This is a genomic window from Streptomyces resistomycificus (assembly GCF_001514265.1).
Classification (GTDB): domain Bacteria; phylum Actinomycetota; class Actinomycetes; order Streptomycetales; family Streptomycetaceae; genus Streptomyces; species Streptomyces resistomycificus.
Genome location: NZ_KQ949001.1, coordinates 208,060 through 227,075 on the forward strand (window position 1 = coordinate 208,060; position 19,016 = coordinate 227,075).

The window sequence follows — 19,016 nt, forward strand, 5'->3', positions numbered from 1 at the left end:
GGCTCACGCCCGGGGTTTGTAGAACACCGAGAACCTGCGGGCCCCCGGGCTGCCCGACGCCAGCCCCAGGCACAGCCACGGTTCGGGGTCTTGGCGGACCGCGAGGCCCTCGGGTTCGCGGAAGTCCAGGGAGTGACCGGCTCCGGTGCGCCGTCGCTGGACCAGTTCACCGGTGCGGATGTCGAGGCAGGACAGGTAAATGTTGCCGCGCTCGGCACGCGGGTTGGAGGCGCCGTAGGCGGTGCCCGCGAGTTGGTAGAGGTGGTCACCGTGCAGGGCGTAGCCCTGGAACGGGATCGCGGGGTCGGGGTGGGCGCCCGACTGGGGGATGTCGGCGACCGGGTCGGCGTAGTCGCGGGCGGTGAAGGCGTCGAGGTCCCAGACGCGGTAGCGGGGCCTGCCGTCGGTGCGGTAACGGACGGCGATGCGGCCGGAGGCCGTGCAGACCGAGGGCTGGTTGTTGATCGACCCCGGTATCGGTTTGCGTATCCTCACGTCGTCGCGGGTGCGGACGGCGCCGTCGGCGAAGCGGAAGCGGGTGACTCCCTGGCCGTAGCCGCCCCGGGAGTCGGCCTCGGTCCAGATCCAGACCGTGCCGTCGGCAGCGTGCTGGACACCCATGCTCACGCCGTGTCCGAAGCCGTGCAGGTACATGTGGCCGAGGGAGTCACCGTCGTAGTCGAGCTTGTTGAGGCACAGGTTGCCGGCGTCGACGCCGCCCCGCCGGACCTGGAGGACGTACAGGTGCCTGTGCACCTCGTCGAAGGCGAAGGACTGCAGGACCGTGGACTCCCGCAGGGTGGCCTTCTTCCACAGCCAGCGGACGGCCGGCGTGGCCAGGTCGACGCGTTCGTCCACGGTCCCCCCTCGACCTCGGGGCCTAGAGGTTGCCCCGCTTCTCCTGCTCGCGCTCGATCGCCTCGAAGAGCGCCTTGAAGTTGCCCTTGCCGAAGCCCATCGAACCGTGCCGTTCGATCAGTTCGAAGAAGACGGTCGGCCGGTCCTGGACGGGCTTGGTGAAGATCTGCAGAAGGTAGCCGTCCTCGTCGCGGTCGGCCAGGATCTTCAGTTCGCGCAGGGTCTCGACGGGCACGCGGGTGTCGCCGACCCACTCGCCGAGGGTGTCGTAGTACGAGTCGGGGGTGTCGAGGAACTGCACCCCGGCCGCGCGCATCGTCCGTACCGTCTGGACGATGTCGTTCGTGTTGAGCGCGATGTGCTGGACGCCCGCGCCGCCGTAGAACTCGAGGTACTCGTCGATCTGGGACTTCTTCTTGGCGATCGCGGGCTCGTTGATCGGGAACTTGACCTTGAGCGTGCCGTCGGCGACGACCTTCGACATCAGCGCGCTGTACTCGGTGGCGATGTCGTCGCCCACGAACTCCTTCATGTTCGTGAAGCCCATGACCTTGTTGTAGAAGCCGACCCACTCGTTCATCCGGCCGAGCTCGACGTTGCCGACGCAGTGGTCGACGGCCTGGAAGGTGCGGTGGGCCGGCGGTTCGACGATCGGGCTCGCGGACGCGTAGCCGGGCAGGTACGGGCCGTCGTAGCCGGTGCGCTCGACGAGGGTGTGGCGGGTCTCGCCGTAGGTGGCGATCGCGGCGAGGACGACCGTGCCGTGCTCGTCCTTCAGCTCGTACGGCTCGGCGACCGAGCGGGCGCCGTGCTCGATCGCGTAGGCGTACGCGGCGCGCGCGTCCGGGACCTCGATGGCGAGGTCGACGACCCCGTCGCCGTGCTCGGCCACGTGCTGGGCGAGGAAGTGGCCCCAGGGGGTGGCGGGCTTGATGACGGAGGTGAGGACGAAGCGGGCGGAGCCGTTCTCCAGCACGTACGCGGCGGTCTCGCGGCTGCCGTTCTCCGGTCCGGAGTACGCGACCAGCCTCATGCCGAAGGCGGTGCAGTAGTAGTGCGCCGCCTGCTTGGCGTTGCCCACGGCGAAGACGACCGCGTCCATTCCCTTGACCGGGAAGGGGTCGGCCTGCCGGGCGGTGTCGGGAGTGTGGTGTGTGGTCTGCGTCATAGCGCAAGCCTTGTCCCGCGATGGCAAGGTGCGCAATAGTTCGCAATTCTGCTGAACAATATGACCAGTGCCTCAGGGGATCCTGCGGGCTTTCTGTACAGGATGACCAGCGCTGGGAGGCCACCGTGGGAACCGACGGGATCGATGGGCTTGACGGCCGCATCATCGTGTTGCTGGCGCGGGAGCCGAGGATCGGGGTGCTGGAGATGTCGCGGCGGCTGGGGGTCGCCCGGGGCACGGCACAGGCGCGTCTGGACCGGCTTCAGTCGAATGGCGTCATCCGCGGATTCGGTCCGCAGGTGGACCCGGCGGCGCTCGGCTACCCGGTCACCGCCTTCGCGACCCTGCAGATCCGGCAGGGGCAAGGGGCGGACGTACGGGCGCACTTGGCGGGCGTTCCGGAGGTGCTGGAGCTGCACACCACCACCGGCGGCGGGGACATGTTGTGCCGGCTCGTGGCCCGTTCCAACGCCGATCTCCAGCGGGTCATCGACCTGGTTGTCGGTTTTGATGGCATTGTCCGGGCCTCCACCGCGATCGTCATGGAGAACCCCGTTCCGCTGCGGATCATCCCGCTGGTGGAGCAGGCGGCCGAGGACCGGGAGAGGAACTAGCGCCGACCTGGGGTGAGCGGATGTGAACTTCTGGGAGTACCTCGGCACCCGCCACCAACAGCTGCTGACGGACGCCTACCAGCACGCGAGCGCCGTCTTCCAGTGCATGGTCGTGGCGACGCTGCTCGGGGTCCTGATCGGCGTGGTCACCTATCGCAGCGAGTGGGCGGGCAACCTGGCGACGACGACCACCTCGACCATCCTGACCGTTCCCTCGCTCGCCATGATCGGCCTGCTCATCCCGATCGTGGGCCTGGGCGTCCCGCCCACGGTGATCGCGCTGACGCTCTACGGGCTACTGCCGATCGTGCGCAACTCCATCGTCGGGCTGCGCGGGGTCGACCCCTCGCTGGTGGACGCGGCGACCGGCATCGGTATGTCCCGGGTGATGCGGCTGGTGCGGGTCGAGCTGCCGCTGGCCTGGCCGCCGATCCTGACCGGCATCCGGGTCTCCACGCAGATGCTGATGGGCATCGCCGCGATCGCCGCGTACGCCTCCGGGCCCGGTCTCGGCAACGTGATCTTCCGCGGACTCGGCTCCCTGGGCAGCAAGAACGCCATCAACCAGGTGCTCGCGGGCACGCTCGGCATCATCGTCCTGGCCCTGCTGTTCGACGCGGCGTACGTCCTGATCGGACGGCTGACCATTCCCAGGGGGATCCGTGCCTGAGACAGCGACCTCCGGTGCCTCCATCGAGCTGGAGAACCTGACCAAGCGGTATCCGGGCAGTCCGCAGCCGGCCGTCGACAACGTCAACATGGAGATCAGGGCGGGCGAGATCGTCATCTTCGTCGGCCCGTCCGGCTGCGGGAAGTCCACGACGCTCAAGATGATCAACAGGCTGATCGAGCCGACCGGCGGCCGGATCCGCATCGACGGCGAGGACGTCACCCACATGGATCCGGTGAAGCTGCGCCGGAAGGTCGGGTACGCGATCCAAACCTCCGGTCTCTTCCCGCACATGACGGTCGCCCAGAACATCGCGCTCGTTCCCAGGATGGTCGGCTGGTCGAAGGCGCGGATCAGGAACCGGGTCGAGGAGATGCTCGACCTGGTCGGGCTGGACCCCGGCGAGTTCCACGGCCGCTACCCGCGCCAGCTCTCCGGCGGCCAGCAGCAGCGCGTCGGCGTGGCCCGGGCGCTGGCCGCCGATCCGCCCGTGCTGCTGATGGACGAGCCGTTCGGCGCGGTCGACCCGATCACCCGTGACCACCTCCAGGACGAACTGATCCGGCTCCAGCACGAGCTGCACAAGACGATCGTCTTCGTCACGCACGACTTCGACGAGGCGATCAAGCTCGGTGACCGGATCGCCGTCCTGCGCGAACGCTCCCACATCGCTCAGTTCGACACCCCGGAGGCGATCCTCACCAACCCCGCGGACGACTTCGTGTCCGGGTTCGTCGGCGCGGGGGCCGCGCTGAAGCGGCTCAACCTCTCCCGGGTGCGGGACGTGGAGATCACCGACTACCCCACGGTGACCGTCGACGACCCGCTCCAGGAGATCTTCAGCAAGCTCCGCTCCAGCGGGACGAGCGAGATCCTGCTGCTCGACAAGCGGGGCCGGCCCTACAAGTGGCTCAGGCGCGGCGACCTCATGCGCGCCAAGGGCTCGCTGGCCCGCGCGGGAACGCTGGTGCACGACACGGTGACCAGGGACGCGACCCTGCGGGACGCGCTGGAGGCGGTGCTCACCGACAGCTCGGGGCGGGTCGCGGTGACCGGTCGGCGCGGCGAGTACACGGGCGTGGTCGACGTGGAGACGCTGATGAACTCCGTGCACGAGCTGCTGGAGGCGGACCGGCTGGAGGCCATGGAGCACCAGCACGACCTGGAGGCGCTGCGGTCCGCCCAGACCCACGCCGAGCAGGAGGGCGCCGGAGGGGAGAGGAAGGCGTGACCACCCCCGAGCTGGAGGAGCGGGAAGGGCGGGAGGAGCGGGAGGAGGGCGAGGCCCCACCGCCGCCGCCGAGCCCCCTGAAGCCGCGCGTCACCTGGCAGAGGCTGACGATCCTGCCCGCCGTCCTGGTCGCGGGGCTGCTGGCGACCTGGCTGTGGTTCCGGCAGGCCGACCTCGACTTCGTCTCCGAGAACGCGCTGTCCGACGGCCAGGTCTCGAAGGCCCTGTGGCAGCACATCGAACTCACGGCGATCTCGACGTTCTTCGTGCTGATCATCGCGATCCCGCTGGGGATCCTCCTGACCCGGCGGGCGTTCAGGAAGGCGACCCCGGTGGCGATGACCTTCGCCAACATGGGCCAGGCGACACCGGCGATCGGCCTGCTCGCGCTGCTGGTCATCTGGCTCGGCACCGGCATGAAGGCGGCTCTGATCGGCATCATCGCCTACGCCGTGCTGCCGGTGCTGTCCAACACGATCGCCGGCCTCAAGGCGAACGACCCGACGCTGCTGGAGGCGGCCCGCGGCATCGGCATGTCACCGATGGGCGTGCTGTCCCGGGTGGAGCTGCCGCTGGCCGTCCCGCTGATCCTGGCCGGCGTCCGTACGGCGCTCGTCCTGAACGTCGGTACGGCGACCCTGGCGACCTTCGGCGGGGGCGGCGGGCTGGGCGTCCTGATCACGACCGGCATCACCAGCCAGCGGATGCCGGTGCTGGTGCTGGGCTCGATCCTCACGGTCGCGCTCGCGCTGCTGGTGGACTGGCTGGCCTCGCTGGCCGAACTGCTGCTGCGGCCGCGCGGGTTGGAGGCGGGGACATGAGACGGCGTACCTGTCTGCTGCTGGCCTCCGGGATGCTGGTGTCGGCGAGCGCCTGCGGTCTGACCAGCGGATCCCCGATGGTGGACGAGGTGAAGCCGGGCTCGATCGGCAAAGGGCTGCCGCTCGACGGCGCCGATCTCACCGTGACGTCGAAGGAGTTCACCGAGCAGCTCATCCTCGGCGCGATCATGGGCATCGCCTTCGAGGCGGCCGGCGCGGACGTGCTCGACCGCACCGGCGTCCAGGGGTCCATCGGCGCCCGCGAGGCGGTCAAGTCCGGCGAGGCGGACGGCATGTACGAGTACACGGGCACCGCCTGGATCACCTACCTCGGCAACAGCAAGCCCATCCCCGACCCGCACCGGCAGTGGCAGGCGGTGCGCGACGCCGACCTGAAGAACGGCCTGACCTGGCTGCCCCCGGCGCCCCTCAACAACACCTACGCGCTCGCGATGAACCAGGCCAACTACGAGAAGTACGGCACGAGGACGCTCTCGGACGTGGCCGCGCTGTCCAAGTCCGACCCGGGTGCGGTCACCCTGTGCGTGGAGAGCGAGTTCGCCAACCGCGCGGACGGGCTGCCCGGGCTGGAGAAGGCGTACGGCATGAGCGTCCCGGCGAAGAACATCACGCAGATGGACACCGGGATCATCTACACCCAGGCCGCGAAGGGCAGTTGCACCTACGGCGAGGTCTTCACCACCGACGGCCGCATCAAGTCCATGAACCTCGCGGTGATGCGGGACGACAAGAGGTTCTTCCCCAACTACAACGCGGCCCCCGAGATCAACACGAAGGCCCTGAAGAAGTGGCCGGCCATCGCGGACGTCCTGAACCCGATCACGAAGAGGCTGACCAACGCCGTGGCGCAGGACCTGAACGCCAAGGTGGACGTCGTCGGGGAGGACCCGCACCAGGTGGCGCTGGACTGGCTGAAGGCGGAGGGGTTCGTCAAGGAGGAGTGAGGGCCGAAAGCGGCCACCAGCTGAGTCGGCCACGGGCCCCACTAGCAGCTGGGGACGGAACCCTTCCCGCTCTCCAGCGCCGTCAGGGCGTTCACCGCGCCCTTCAGCGTGGTCACCGGAATGAGCCGGAGCCCCTTCGGCAGCTCGGACTTCGCGTCGGAGCACTCGTCCTTCGGCACCAGGAACACCGTCGCCCCGTCCCGACGCGCGGCCTGCGTCTTCAGGGCCACTCCCCCGACCGCGCCGACCTCACCCGCCGCGTCGATCGTGCCCGTACCGGCGATGGTGCGGCCGCCCGTGAGGTCGCTCCCGCTGCCGTCGCCGTTCAGCTTGTCGATGATGCCGAGGGTGAACAGCAGGCCGGCGCTGGGGCCGCCGACGTCGGCGAGTTTCAGCGTCACCTTGATGTCCTTGCCGGACAGGTCCAGGTAGTTCAGGGCGGCCTCGGTCGCCGCGTCCTGGGACTCCCGCATCTGCTCGGTGTTGTGCTTCTCGATCTCCTTGACGCTCTGACCACTCGGGTAGACCGCGTCCCTAGGCATGATCGCCTGGTCCGTGGCGAACCAGGCGTCGAGCACGTCACCGAGCCGGATCCGGGTGTCCGGGTTGGTCGCCTCGATCGTCGTCATGCGCAGCTGCCCGGTGGTGTCCCGGGTCGGGGCGCCGGAGATCGTGATCACCGGGTCGCCCTTGTTCTCGCCGAGGACGTCCGCCGTCATCCCGGGCTGCGTCAGTGAGAACGGCAGCGGCGCGAAGGCCGCCGTGGCGAGGAGGGCCACGACGGGCAGGGCGCAGACGGCGACGGCCCGGGGGCGCGTGAGGCGAGAGAGCACAGGATCAATCTAACGCGGCGGTCACTTCCGGCCACGGGGCGGTCGGCCCCGCCCGCGGCCCCGCCCGCGGCGCATGAAGCTCCGCGGCACGGCGGCGCGGCCCGACGCCCTCGCCCTCTCCCTCGGCCTCACGACGCTGAGCACGGGCACGGGCACGGGCACGGGGCACGGGTACGGGGCACGAGCACGGGCACCGGCACGGGGCACGGGCACCAGCACCGGCACCGGCACAAGGCACCGCGCTCCGGCCCGGCTACCTCAGCGCAGGGCCTCCGCGACCTCCCTGGCCGCGTCCACGACCCGTGGTCCCACGCGTTCCGGCACCGCGTCCGCCAGCATCACGACGCCGACGCTGCCCTCGACCCCCGTGACCCCGATCAGAGGTGCGGCGGCGCCGCTGGCTCCCGCCTCCAGCTCCCCGTGGGTCAGGGTGTACCCGGGCTCGTCCACCGGCTGCCGGCGCGCGGCTAGGATCGCGCGTCCCGCGGCCCCCCGGTCCAGCGGATGCCGGAACCCGGCCCGGTAGGCCACGTGATAGTCCGTCCACGTCGGCTCGACGACGGCCACGGCCAACGCCTCCGCCCCGTCCACCAGCGTGAGATGCGCGGTCGCCCCGATGTCCTCCGCCAGCGATCGCAGGGCCGGCAGGGCCGCCTCGCGTACCAGCGGATGCACCTGGCGGCCCAGGCGCAGCACACCGAGGCCGACCCGGGCACGGCCGCCCAGGTCACGACGTATGAGCGCGTGCTGTTCCAGCGTGGCGAGCAACCGGTACACCACGGTCCGGTTCACGCCCAGTTTGTTGGATAGCTCGGTGACGGTCAGCCCGTGGTCCGTATCGGCCAGCAGTTTGAGGACACGCAGTCCCCGGTCGAGCGTCTGAGAGGTCTCCGCGGTCACGACGCCCACTCCTCCAAGTGGTGAGGTCGGCAGCCCCCTCGCGACAGATGCGTCACCGAGTCCCGTCGGCGACGCGCTTCAGAGGCCGCCGATCGGCCGGCGGCCCGGCCAGTTGCCGGACCGCGTCGCTTCACGGCTGCGCTCCGCGGCGGCGCTGCCACGGGGCGTGTGCGTAGGCGGACAGTAGCGAAGGCAGTTCGCTGAGCGGAAGGCTCCGTCCAGAATCCGGGCACTCCCCGGTACGGACTGCTTCCGTTTGTCCTGAAAACGCACGGCGTGCGGAACTCGGAGGGGGCGCGGGGCTGCGCCGACACGCGCCTCCGCCACGGGACGCGACAGTCCCCGGCCCCACCGGCCCACACCCGGAACAGGAAAGATGCCCCCCGACCGGACCCGCCGAGGCACAGCGCCCGGCGTCACCGCATCCGGGTGGCCCACTCCTGCACCTTGGCGATCCGCTGCCGCAGCTGCCCGGCCGTGGCCTCCGCGCTCGGCGGTCCGCCGCACACCCGGCGCAGCTCGGTGTGGACGACCCCGTGCGGCTTGCCGCTCTGGTGGACGTACGCGCCGACCATCGTGTTGAGCTGCTTGCGCAGCTCCATCATCTCCTTGTGCGAGACCACCGGCCGCCGCTCGGCGGGCAGTTCGAGCAGGTCCGCCTCCTCGTCCGGCTTCTTGCGGCTGTGCGCGATCTGCCGGGCCTGCCGCTTCTGGAGCAGCATCTGGACCTGGTCGGGCTCGAGGAGACCGGGGATGCCGAGGTAGTCCTGCTCCTCCGCGCTGCCCGGGTGGGCCTGCATGCCGAACTCGGCACCGTCGTAGAGGACCCGGTCGAAGACGGCCTCGGACTCCAGCGCCTCGAAGGAGAACTGCTCCTGCTCGCCGGTGTCCTCGTCCTGTTCCTTGTTCGCCTCCTCCATCTCCTTCTCGGACTCGGCGTACGGGTCCTCCTCGCCCTCCTTCTTCGGCTTGTCGAGGGCGTGGTCCCGCTCCACCTCCATCTCGTTGGCGAAGGTGAGCAGGTCGGGGACGGTGGGCAGGAAGACGGACGCCGTCTCGCCGCGCCGCCTGGACCGCACGAAACGGCCGACGGCCTGCGCGAAGAAGAGGGGCGTGGAGATGGTGGTGGCGTACACGCCGACGGCCAGGCGGGGCACGTCGACGCCCTCGGACACCATCCGGACGGCGACCATCCACCGGTCGTTGTTGCCGCTGAACTCGTCGATCCTGCTGGACGCCCCGGCGTCGTCGGACAGCACGACCGTCGCCCTGCTGCCCGTGATCTCCCGGATGAGTTTGGCGTAGGCCCGGGCGGAGTCCTGGTCGGAGGCGATGACGAGCGCGCCGGCGTCGGGAATGGCCTTGCGGACCTCCGTGAGCCGCTGGTCGGCGGCGCGCAGCACGCTGGGCATCCACTCGCCGCGCGGGTCGAGGGCCGTACGCCAGGCCTGGCTGACCGCGTCCTTGGTCATCGGCTCGCCGAGGCGCGCGGCGATCTCGTCGCCGGCCTTGGTCCGCCAGCGCATGTTGCCGCTGTAGGAGAGGAAGATGACGGGCCGCACGACGTGGTCGGCCAGTGCGTTGCCGTACCCGTAGGTGTAGTCGGCGGCGGACCGCCGGATCCCGTCGTTGCCCTCCTCGTAGGTCACGAAGGGGATGGGGTTGGTGTCGGACCGGAAGGGCGTACCGGTGAGCGCGAGCCGTCGCGTGGCCGGTTCGAAGGCCTCCAGGCACGCCTCGCCCCACGACTTGGAGTCACCGGCGTGGTGGATCTCGTCGAGGATGACGAGGGTCTTGCGCTGCTCGACCCGGTTGCGGTGCAGCATCGGCCGCACGCCCACACCGGCGTACGTCACCGCGACGCCGTGGTAGTCCTTGCCGAGCGGTCCCGCACTGTACTCGGGGTCCAGCTTGATCCCTATCCGGGCGGCCGCCTCGGCCCACTGCTTCTTCAGGTGCTCGGTCGGCGCGACGACGGTCACCTGTTGCACGACGTGGTGGTGCAGCAGCCAGGACGCCAGCGTCAGCGCGAACGTGGTCTTTCCGGCGCCGGGCGTCGCGACGGCCAGGAAGTCACGCGGCTGCTCCTGGATGTACTTCTCCATCGCCCCTTGCTGCCAGGCGCGCAGCTTGCTGGCGGTACCCCAGGGGGCGCGGCCGGGGAAGGCGGGGGAAAGGTGGTGGGAGGAGGCGGCGGTGGTAGTCACGGTCTCCGTTAACGGGGTCGGGCGGCGCGGAACTGGTCTGACGGCTCGGCTACGTATGACAACCGGGCCACCCTACCGGCGGCCCGGTGGTGTCAACGCGCGGACAAGCCCGGGTCGCCCGTGGGTGGGACCCACGTCACAGCTGCCGCAGCCGCCCCGCGATCACCGAGATGTCGCTCTCGTTCCCGGAGGCGCCATCGATGACCAGGTCATACGCGGTGTCCTGATCGCCGCCTCCGAGGTCGACGCCGTTGACGCCGTCGACACCGTTGACACCCAGGAAGGTCGCGGCGGCCGGGCCACGCCGTGCGCCCGAGCACCGGCTCCCCGCGCTTCAGCGCTCCCGCAGCCGGGTCGTCACCCAGGCCCCCGCCAACGCCACCGCCGCCATCGGCAGGAACACCGCGGCGAACGCGGCCGGATGCGAGCCGGAGGTCTCCGTGGCCGCGTGGCTCACCGTGCCACCGCCCAGCGCGGCGAAGGCGGCGCCGCCCACCGCCAGCAGGATCACGTTGGACAGTCCGTCGGAGATCTGCAGGGCCGCGGAGTTGGTGCCGGCCTCCTGTGGGGCGGAGAGTTGGAGCAGGAGGACGCTGGTGGAGGAGATCACCAGGCCCATCCCGAAGCACCCGAAGGCCCAGGCGACGGCGACGGTCCAGGCGGGCACGGACTCGATCAGCACGCTCGGGGCGGCGGCGATCGCGGCGGCGACCAGCACCATCCCCACCGTCATCAGACGCTCCCGGTACGGCTCCACCCGCGGCCGCGACTGCATCCACGAACCCAGCGCCCACGTCCCACCGCCCGCCGCGAGCGAGAACCCGGCCAGCGTCGGCGACAGACCTCGCTGGGTGACCAGCATCAGCGGCACGAACGACTCGGCGGCGATGAACGACCCGGCCGCGACGCCCCGCAACAGCACGACGGAGGGCAGCCCGCGCGCCGCCCGGTACGTGCCGCGCGGCAGCAGCCCGAGCACGGCGGGCACGAGCAGCGCGACACCCACCGCGCCCGGCAGCACCGAGATCCAGCGCAGATCCTGCGCGGCGTACTGCAGCAGCCCGGCGCCGAGCGAGATCCCGAGGGCCAGCCGAATACGCCGCCGGTCGAAGGACCCGGTTCCCTTCCCCGCTGCTCGCTCCACCGCCCCTGGCTCCACCGCCCCTTGCTCCACCGCCCCGGAAGCGCGCCGCCGAATCTGCGGCAACGCGAGGGCCAGCGGCAGGACGACGAGCACCGGGATCCCGACGAACACCCACCGCCATCCCAGATGCTCGGTGACCGCCCCCGAGGCGAGCGGACCCACGATCGACGGCACCACCCAGGCAGCCGCGAACGCCGCCATGATCGCCGGCCGCAACCGGTCCGGATACGCCCGCCCCACCACGACGTACAGCGCGACGATCACCAGCCCGCCGCCGAGCCCCTGCACCGCCCGCCCGAGGATGAACAGCCACATCGCCCCCGCGGTCCCGGACAGCATCAGCCCCGCGGCGAAGGCCCCGATCCCGGCGGTCAGCGAGCCGAGTGGCCCCCGCCGGTCCGACCACTGCCCGGCCAGCACCATGCCGAAGAGGCTCGTCGTGAAGTACCCCGAGAACGCGAACGCGTACAGCGACACCCCGTCCAGCTCCCGAGCCGCCACCGGCATCGCCGTACCCACGGCGGTCGCCTCGAACGCGATGAGCAGCACGACGGAGACGATCCCGACACTGAGCGCCCGATAATCCCGCCCCAGCACGCTCTCCTCGACCGCGGGCAGGTCGGCGGTGTCCACGACGGCGTTGTCACGCGGCTCCAGAGGGGTCATGCCCGCCAGCGTAAGGGCCAACAGACACGTTGACCCCTGTCGAGAGGAGGGCCCACGCCGGGACCTTGGTCGTACATCCCTGGCCGCAGGCCCTTTCATGAACGGGGTGTGGCAGTCCCGTTGCAGGGCCCGCGATTCCCTTGAGCCCTCTCCCCACCCCGCCATACGGTCATCTCACCAAGCGCGGACCGGAGCACCACGCACCACGCTCCACCGACACGGCCGTATGCCCGAGTGGTTGAGGGGCTCGCCTGCAAAGCGAGTTACGTGGGTTCGAATCCCGCTACGGCCTCCAACGCCTGACCAGGTAGAACGAAGGGCGGCACCCTCCGCGGGTGCTGCCCTTCCTTACCGTCTGAACAGCCCGGACAGATCAGGCGTCGAGGCCCCGGAGCTGGGCGACATGACCAGATCAGCGGAGCCGGTGTCGCTCACAGCACCCCGCCCGTCTCGTCCCGGAGCGCCTCTGTCCAGTAATGGCGTCCGGGCGGGGTCGACGTGCCCGTCGGGTCGATCGTCGACAGGACCTGGATCATCGTGGCGGCCAGTTGGTCGCGCGTGCTCGTGGTGAGGCCGTGGTCGAGGTCCTCGTCGATGGCGCGCTCGCGGTGGAGGAGCCAGAGGGTGAAGCCCAGGGTGGAGATGTCGGTGTTGAGGGGGTGCAGCGTTGCCTGCCGCTCGCTCCAGTTCAGGACCGCGCCCGTCTCGCCGTCGATCACGAGGCTGTTGTTCTCGACGAGGTCGCCGAGGCGGATCAGGTGGGCGGCACGCGGCGGGAGTTCGGCCGATGGATCGTCCGCGTGGTGTTCCGCCAGGGTCGCCAGCGGGACGTCCGTGTCGAGGTGGAAGGGGAAGGCGTTCTCGGGCAGGCCCGTCTCCCGCAGGAAGCGGCGGGTCGGCTCGTGGGTGAGTGTCGCCGGGAAGTCGACGTCCTCGAAGCGGGCCACCCTGCCCCGGCCGAACTCCTGGTCCAGGAGGCGGGCCGGAAGGTCCAGCGCCAGGCCGGAGAGCGTGCCCGGACCGGCGACCAGGGACAGGGGGCGGATCAGCGCGGCCATCTTCCAGAACGGCGGCACCTCACCGCCCGTCCCCTCCTTGAACACGGCCAGCAGCTGACGCGACGCCTCCGCGACCGCCTTCGGGCCGAAGCGGCCGGCGTAGGACGCGAACTGGCCGCGCAGCGCAGCCAGTTCGTCGGTCGCCGTCGCGAACCGCACCAACCGCTCCAGCGAGGGCGCCAGCGGGCGACGGCCCATCAGGTCGGGTCGGTCGTGCAGGAAGTGGGTCGTGGAGATCTCGCCGGTCGCGCCGTCCAGCAGCACCGACTCGGTCTCCAGGCCACCGGGACCCGTCAGTCCGCCTATCACCAGCTGGTTCCGCAGTTCCGCCGCGAGCCGTCCGTCCGGGTCGCCCGTCGAGTCCGCGACCGTGCGCACGCCCGCGCGGCGCAGTTCCTCGAAGGTGAACAGGCCGCTGTCGCCCGGAAGTCCGGGGCCCGTCAGCCAGCGGCGCGTCGATGCGTGTGTGATGTACGGATCCAGATCTGTCTCGGTCAGTCTGATGGCCGCGACAGCGGCCTCGATCGTGCCCATGTGCTCCCCCGTGCTTGCTCACGTCCCCGCGCACCCAGGGCACGCACGGCCGAGCAGGCCCGGCAGCACGTCTCCCACTGCCCAGAACACTACGCGCCACCACTGACAACGCCCCCGGATCAGGAGACGCTCAGATCGCCCTCGCCGTTCCCGTCCCTCGACAGACGTTCCGGCGGCACCGGCAAAGGCGACGGTTCGGCAGGCAGCGGTTCGGCAGGCAGCAGTTCAACAGGCAGCAGGCGCGGAGTTCACTGGCCCGTCACCACCGCCGCCTGGGGCCGGATCGGGAGGCGGTTGACCGGGCGGCCCGTCGCGGCGCGGACCGCCGAGGCGATCGCCGCGGGGGACGTCACCACCGGGACCGCGCTGACCGACTTCGCGCCGAAGGGCGCGACCACGTCACGCTCCTCGACCAGCTTCACGATGCGGATCTCCGGCGCGTCCAGGGCGGTCGGCAGCGCGTACCCGGTGAGGTCGGGATGGCGGATCACGCCGCGGGCGCTGCGCAGGTTCTCCGTGAGGGCGATGCCCACGCCCTGGGTGACGCCACCCTCGATACGGGCCACCAGCTGGGTCGGGTTCAGGACCCGGCCGACGTCCTGGGCGAGCGCGAGCTCCACCACGCGTACCGAGCCCAGTTCGATGTCGACGTCCACGACCGCGCGGATCGCGCAGAACGCGAGGCCCACGAAGGCGTCGCCCTGGCCGGTCTCGTCGAGCGGTTCGGTCGGGTGGGGGCGGCACTGGGCGGTGGCCCACAGTTCCTTGCCGTCCATCGCCTCGGTGACGGTGGTCGACAGCACACCGTCGTACGAGGTGATCTTGCCGTCGGTGATCTGGAGCAGCTCGGTGGACATGCCGAACTTGTGCGCCAGGGGCTGCAGAAGCTGGGTGCGGACCATCTTGGCCGCCCGTTCCACCGCGCCGCCCGACACCCACGTGTGGCGGCCGCGGCAGCCCGGTCCGGCCGGCGGCTGGTCGGTGTCGACGGGGGCGACGTGGACCTCGTCGATACCGAGGGTGTCCTGGACGATCTGCCGGGCCAGGGTCGTGAAGCCCTGCCCCGTCTCGACCGCCGCGCACAGCACCGTCGCCACTCCGTCCTGGACCCGGACGGTCGCCGTGGAGACCTCGTCCGTGCCCTCGGCGCCCAGCATGTGCACCATGCCGACGCCGTAGCCGACGCCCCGGCGCACCGCTCCCGGTTCGCCAGCGCCCTCGGGGCCGCCGGGCAGCAGCCACTCGTCCTCGGGGGTGTCCTTGGGCAGCGCGGGCAGGGGGACGTCCCGTACGGCCTGCAGCAGTTCGGCGACCGGCGCCGGGCAGGTCACGGTCTGGCCGGTCGGCAGCACGTCGCCGGTCGCCAGGACGTTGCGCAGGCGCAGCTCCGCCGGGTCGACGCCGAGCTTCTTCGCGAGCTTGTCCATCTGCGCCTCGTAGGCGGCGCACACCTGCATGGCGCCCTCGCCGCGTACGTGGCCGGAGGGCGGGTTGTTGGTGCGTACGGCCCAGCCCTCGATGAACGCGTTCGGGACGACGTACGGGCCGCAGGCGAAGGAGACCGCGGCCGCCAGCGCCTCCGAGGAGGTGTCCGCGTAGGCGCCCCCGTCGAGCAGGATCTGCGCCTCGACCTTCACCAGCTTGCCCTCGGCGTCGGCGTGGTGGCGGTATCTCAGCAGGGTGGGGTGTCGGTGGACGTGGCCCAGGAAGGACTCTTCGCGCGTCGCGGTGAGTTTGACCGGGCAGCCCGTCTTCAGGGCCAGCAGGCCGAGCGGGAGTTGGAAGCCCTGGTCCTCGCGGTCGGCGGTGGCGCCGGGGACGCCGGTGACGACGACCTTCACCCGCTCGGGTTCCAGGCCGTAGCAGGCGGCGGCGGTGTCGCGGTCGGTGTGCGGGTCCGTGGAGGCCACGTACAGCTCGACGCCGCCGTCGGGCCGCGGTACGGCGAGGCCGGCCTCGGCGCCGATGGGCGCGGGGTCCTGGCGGCCGATGCGGTACTGGCCCTCGACGACGATCTCGCCCGCCGCGTCCGGGTCGCCGTGGCGCAGCGGGATGTGCCGGATCAGGTTGCCGTCGGGGTGCAGGGGCTCGGCCTCGAAGGCCTGCTCGGGGTCCGTGACCGGTTCGAGCACCTCGTACTCGACGATGACGGCGGCCGCGGCCATGCGCGCGGTGTCGGGGTGGTCGGCGGCGACGGCGGCGATGGGCTCGCCGTGGTGGCGTACGACGTCGGAGGCGAAGACCGGCCGGTCGGCGTTGCCGCGGCCGTGCACCGGGCTGCCCGGCACGTCCTCGTGGGTGACGACGGCCCGTACGCCGGGCATCTCGCGCGCGTGGGAGGTGTCGATGGACACGATGCGCGCGTGCGGGTGCGGCGAGCGCAGCACGGCCGCCCAGAGCAGGCCCTCTGCCCACAGGTCGGCCGCGTAGGGGAAGGTGCCCTCGGTCTTCGCGCGGGCGTCGGCGGCCGGGAGGGCGACGCCGAGGCCGTGCGGGATCGGCTCGGGGGCGGGTGCTGCCTCCGCGGCGGTGGTCGCGGTGGCGGCTTCGTTGCTCACGCCTGGCCTCCGTCCTGTCCCTGTCCGGGTCCGTACGTCCGGTCGTGCGGTTCAGCCGGTTCGAACGCCGACGGGTTGACGCCGCCGGCTCCCGGACCCGCCTGGTGAGGGATACGTGCCTCGTCGCCGTCCTGTTCGGAGTCGGCGGCCGTGCTGTGCGACTCGCGTTCCGCGACGACCTCCTTGACGGCCTCCACGACGCCCCGGTAGCCGGAGCAGCGGCAGAGGTTTCCGCACAGTGCCTGGCGGGTCTCCATCTCGCTCGGCGCCGGGTTGCCCTCCAGGAGGTCGTGCAAGGTCATCGCCATGCCCGGCACGCAGAACCCGCACTGCACCGCGCCGCACCTGGCGAGGGCACGCTGTACGTCGGAGGGCTGCCCGTCGGCGGCCAGGCCCTCGACCGTGCGGACCTCGCTGCCGGCCGCGGTCACGGCGGGCACCAGGCAGGAGGCGACGAGCCGGCCGTCGACCTGCACGTTGCAGGCGCCGCACTCGCCCTGCGAGCAGCCGTCCTTGGCGCCCGCGAGACCGAGCCGCTCGCGCAGCACGTAGAGCAGGGACTCGCCGATCCACGCGTCCGTGACGGGGCGGTCGACGCCGTTGACCCGCAGGACGTAGGAGGCGAGGGGGTGTTCCTCACCGGAGGGCGGGGGTGCCGCCTCACCGTCGGACGCCTCCGCGGCCCCGCCACCCTCGGCGGTTCCCTCGCCGGCGTCCGCCTCCGGGGCGGGCTCGGCGGCAGGCTCCGCGGCCTCCTCGGCAGCCCCTTCAACGGCCTCAGCGGCCTCCTGGGCCTCCTCGGACGCCTCGACGGCGTCACCGGCCTCACGGCCCTCGTGGGCGGTCTGTGAGGCGGCTGGGCCGGGCTGCTCGGCGGACACTTCGGCGTACGGCGCGCCGGAACCCTCGGAGTACGGTTCGCCGGAACCCTCGGAGTAAGGCCCGCCGGAGCCTTCGGCGTACGGCTGCTCGGCGGACACCTCGGGGTAGGGCTGCTCGGCGGACACCTCCGCGTACGGCTGCTCCGCCGGCGCCTCGGGGTACGGCTGCTCGGCTGACGCGTCGAATTCGTGCGAGCCGGGCTGTTCGGAGCCGTGGCCGCCGGCGCCGCGCTCGACGGCGTGCGTGTCCGGCGCGTAGCCCTCGGGCGCGTGGGTGTCCGGCGCGTGTCCCTCCGGCCGGTGCGCGTCCGGCGCTTCGGGGGCGGGCGTCTGCCCCCAGGGCGCTCCCGCCGTCTCCGACGCCCACGGGGCGGCCGCGCCGCCGGGGAGCGTGGCCGGAGGTGTGCCGCCCCACTGCTCGACCAGGGACGACGTGGTGAACTCGCCCGATTCGTCCGGGAGGTCACCGCCGGCGACCGGGATCGACCACTGGCCGGTCACGTCGTGCCCCGGCGCGGGAGAGGCCTCCGCACCGGCCGGCTCCTCGAAGTTCCACTGTCCCGTCGCGTTCGGGTTGTACGTGAACCGGTCGTTGCCGGTGCCCTCCGTGTGCCGGGGCACCGCGTTCGGGTCGGGCCACTGGACACCGTCGGCGGGAATCGCCCAGGTGCCCGTCGCCGCCGGGTCGGTGCCCGCGGTGGTGGCCGGCGTGACCGTTATCTGCGGCGGCACATAGCCGTGACCGGGCGCGGCGAGCGGGCTGTCGGCCAGGAGCGCGTCGACGCCGCCCTCGGGGAGCTCCACGAAGGCGGTGGCGCCGTCGTCGTAGTCGCCCTGGGGCAGCGGGTCCCAGCGGCCCGCGCCCTGGGGCATGCCCTCTCCGTGCTGGTCGTCGCTCACGACAGCGCCCTCCCCAGTGCTCGTCGGGCCAGCGCGGCGACGGTGCGCCGCAGGTGCAGTACGGCGGGCGGAAGCTGTTGCGCGGAGCCGTCCTCGGCCGGGCCCGGGTCGGGGATGCAGGCCGCGGCGACGTACTCGCCGAAGGCGCTGAGCGCCTCGGGGACGATCGCCCGGTTGTTGTCCCAGTCGATCAGCCGGGCGACCCACTCCTCGGCCTCGAGGGGCCTGAGCGGCATCGGCGCTATGGCGCCCACCGCGCATCTGACCCCGCGGCGGGCCGGGTCGAGGACCAGGGCGACGGACGCCAGGGCCCGGCCCGGACCGGTGCGGCCGGTCGCCTTGAGGAAGACCTGCGGGGCGTGCAGCAGGGGCACGCGCACGAAGCCGATGAGTTCGCCGGCGCGCAGCATCTCCATGCCCGCCAGCAGGTGCGACACCGGGATCTCCCGACGGGCTCCGCCCGGGCCCGCGATGATCAGGGTCGCCTCCAGGGCGGCCAGCACCGGGAGTGCGTCTCCGGTGGGGGACGCCGAGGCGATGTTGCCGCCGAGGGTGCCCGCGTTGCGGATCTGCGGCGGGCCGGCGGCGCGCGCGGAGGCGGCGAGCGCCGGGATGAGGGCGGCGAAGTCGGGGCGGCCCATGCGCGCGTGCGTGAGTCCCGCGCCGAGCAGGGCGTGGCCGTCGAGGTACTGCCAGCCGCGGATCTCGCTGATCCGGCCGAGGCCGACCAGGGCGGCCGGCCTGAGCTGTCCGGAGTTGACGGCGGCCATCAGGTCGGTGCCGCCGGCCACGGGCACGGCGGCGGGCATGGCGGCCAGCGCGGCCACGGCCTCGTCCAGCGTTGTGGGCAGCGTCACGGACTGCGCCGCCTGCGGTGCGTGCGTGGTCAAAACCGGCTGCCCCTTCCCGCTGCCCCACCTGGTCCCACCTGTGTTGCCGTACGGTACGTGCTGACAGGGCGGACGTGGCAACTCTGGCACATCTTCGCAGGACCCGAAGACGGGGGTC

The 19,016-nt window shown here is 71.7% G+C and carries 15 protein-coding genes and 1 tRNA gene; 6 read left to right on the plus strand and 10 right to left on the minus strand.

Annotation, left to right across the window (positions count from 1 at the left end):
- Window positions 1-3: 3 nt before the first annotated feature.
- A complete protein-coding gene (locus AQJ84_RS33810) occupies window positions 4-858 on the minus strand; it encodes a phage baseplate protein (protein ID WP_030042574.1) in 855 nt (284 codons plus the stop codon).
- A 22-nt stretch (window positions 859-880) separates the two neighbouring features.
- A complete protein-coding gene (gene hppD, locus AQJ84_RS33815) occupies window positions 881-2,026 on the minus strand; it encodes a 4-hydroxyphenylpyruvate dioxygenase (RefSeq protein WP_053191144.1) in 1,146 nt (381 codons plus the stop codon).
- Window positions 2,027-2,151: 125 nt separating this feature from the next.
- Between hppD and AQJ84_RS33820 the strand changes: the two genes are divergently transcribed.
- The 5 genes from AQJ84_RS33820 to AQJ84_RS33840 are packed head-to-tail and all read left to right on the plus strand — an operon-like array spanning window position 2,152 to window position 6,327.
- Window positions 2,152-2,640, plus strand: coding sequence for an Lrp/AsnC family transcriptional regulator (locus tag AQJ84_RS33820; protein WP_030042577.1), 489 nt, complete (start codon window positions 2,152-2,154; stop codon window positions 2,638-2,640).
- A gap of 22 nt (window positions 2,641-2,662) precedes the next feature.
- Entirely contained in the window at window positions 2,663-3,310 is a 648-nt protein-coding gene (locus AQJ84_RS33825; RefSeq protein WP_053191141.1) for an ABC transporter permease, read from the plus strand.
- Window positions 3,303-4,541, plus strand: coding sequence for a betaine/proline/choline family ABC transporter ATP-binding protein (locus tag AQJ84_RS33830; protein WP_030042578.1), 1,239 nt, complete (start codon window positions 3,303-3,305; stop codon window positions 4,539-4,541). Before AQJ84_RS33825 ends, AQJ84_RS33830 begins: the two co-directional genes overlap by 8 nt.
- Window positions 4,538-5,362 (plus strand): ABC transporter permease, encoded by an 825-nt coding sequence (locus tag AQJ84_RS33835; RefSeq protein WP_030042579.1) that lies wholly within the window; start codon window positions 4,538-4,540, stop codon window positions 5,360-5,362. Before AQJ84_RS33830 ends, AQJ84_RS33835 begins: the two co-directional genes overlap by 4 nt.
- Window positions 5,359-6,327, plus strand: a complete 969-nt coding sequence (locus AQJ84_RS33840) for a glycine betaine ABC transporter substrate-binding protein (protein WP_030042580.1) — start codon at window positions 5,359-5,361, stop codon at window positions 6,325-6,327. The genes AQJ84_RS33835 and AQJ84_RS33840 overlap by 4 nt, the downstream gene beginning before the upstream one ends.
- A 41-nt stretch (window positions 6,328-6,368) precedes the next feature.
- On the opposite strand, the gene AQJ84_RS33845 is transcribed toward AQJ84_RS33840, so the two are convergent.
- The 4 genes from AQJ84_RS33845 to AQJ84_RS33860 all read right to left on the minus strand — a co-directional run bounded on the left by AQJ84_RS33845 (window position 6,369) and on the right by AQJ84_RS33860 (window position 12,077).
- Window positions 6,369-7,160 (minus strand): YlbL family protein, encoded by a 792-nt coding sequence (locus AQJ84_RS33845; protein ID WP_030042581.1) that lies wholly within the window; start codon window positions 7,158-7,160, stop codon window positions 6,369-6,371.
- A 258-nt stretch (window positions 7,161-7,418) separates the two neighbouring features.
- Window positions 7,419-8,060, minus strand: a complete 642-nt coding sequence (locus AQJ84_RS33850; RefSeq protein WP_030042582.1) for an IclR family transcriptional regulator — start codon at window positions 8,058-8,060, stop codon at window positions 7,419-7,421.
- A gap of 416 nt (window positions 8,061-8,476) precedes the next feature.
- Window positions 8,477-10,267 carry a DEAD/DEAH box helicase gene (locus AQJ84_RS33855; RefSeq protein ID WP_030042583.1) on the minus strand — a complete coding sequence of 597 codons (1,791 nt, stop codon included), beginning with the start codon at window positions 10,265-10,267 and terminating at the stop codon, window positions 8,477-8,479.
- 334 nt (window positions 10,268-10,601) lie between these two features.
- Window positions 10,602-12,077, minus strand: a complete 1,476-nt coding sequence (locus AQJ84_RS33860; protein WP_030042584.1) for an MFS transporter — start codon at window positions 12,075-12,077, stop codon at window positions 10,602-10,604.
- A 220-nt stretch (window positions 12,078-12,297) separates the two neighbouring features.
- Between AQJ84_RS33860 and AQJ84_RS33865 the strand changes: the two genes are divergently transcribed.
- Window positions 12,298-12,372, plus strand: a tRNA-Cys gene (locus AQJ84_RS33865).
- A gap of 136 nt (window positions 12,373-12,508) precedes the next feature.
- Here AQJ84_RS33865 and AQJ84_RS33870 read toward each other — a convergent pair.
- From AQJ84_RS33870 to AQJ84_RS33885, 4 genes are all read right to left on the minus strand, one after another.
- Window positions 12,509-13,669, minus strand: coding sequence for an SUKH-4 family immunity protein (locus AQJ84_RS33870; RefSeq protein WP_030042585.1), 1,161 nt, complete (start codon window positions 13,667-13,669; stop codon window positions 12,509-12,511).
- A gap of 248 nt (window positions 13,670-13,917) precedes the next feature.
- Window positions 13,918-16,227: a xanthine dehydrogenase family protein molybdopterin-binding subunit gene (locus AQJ84_RS33875; RefSeq protein ID WP_030042586.1), complete on the minus strand. Its 2,310-nt coding sequence runs from the start codon at window positions 16,225-16,227 to the stop codon at window positions 13,918-13,920.
- A complete protein-coding gene (locus tag AQJ84_RS33880) occupies window positions 16,224-18,008 on the minus strand; it encodes a 2Fe-2S iron-sulfur cluster-binding protein (protein ID WP_030042587.1) in 1,785 nt (594 codons plus the stop codon). The genes AQJ84_RS33875 and AQJ84_RS33880 overlap by 4 nt, the downstream gene beginning before the upstream one ends.
- Window positions 18,005-18,898, minus strand: coding sequence for an FAD binding domain-containing protein (locus AQJ84_RS33885; protein WP_053191138.1), 894 nt, complete (start codon window positions 18,896-18,898; stop codon window positions 18,005-18,007). Before AQJ84_RS33885 ends, AQJ84_RS33880 begins: the two co-directional genes overlap by 4 nt.
- Between the last annotated feature and the right edge of the window lie 118 nt (window positions 18,899-19,016).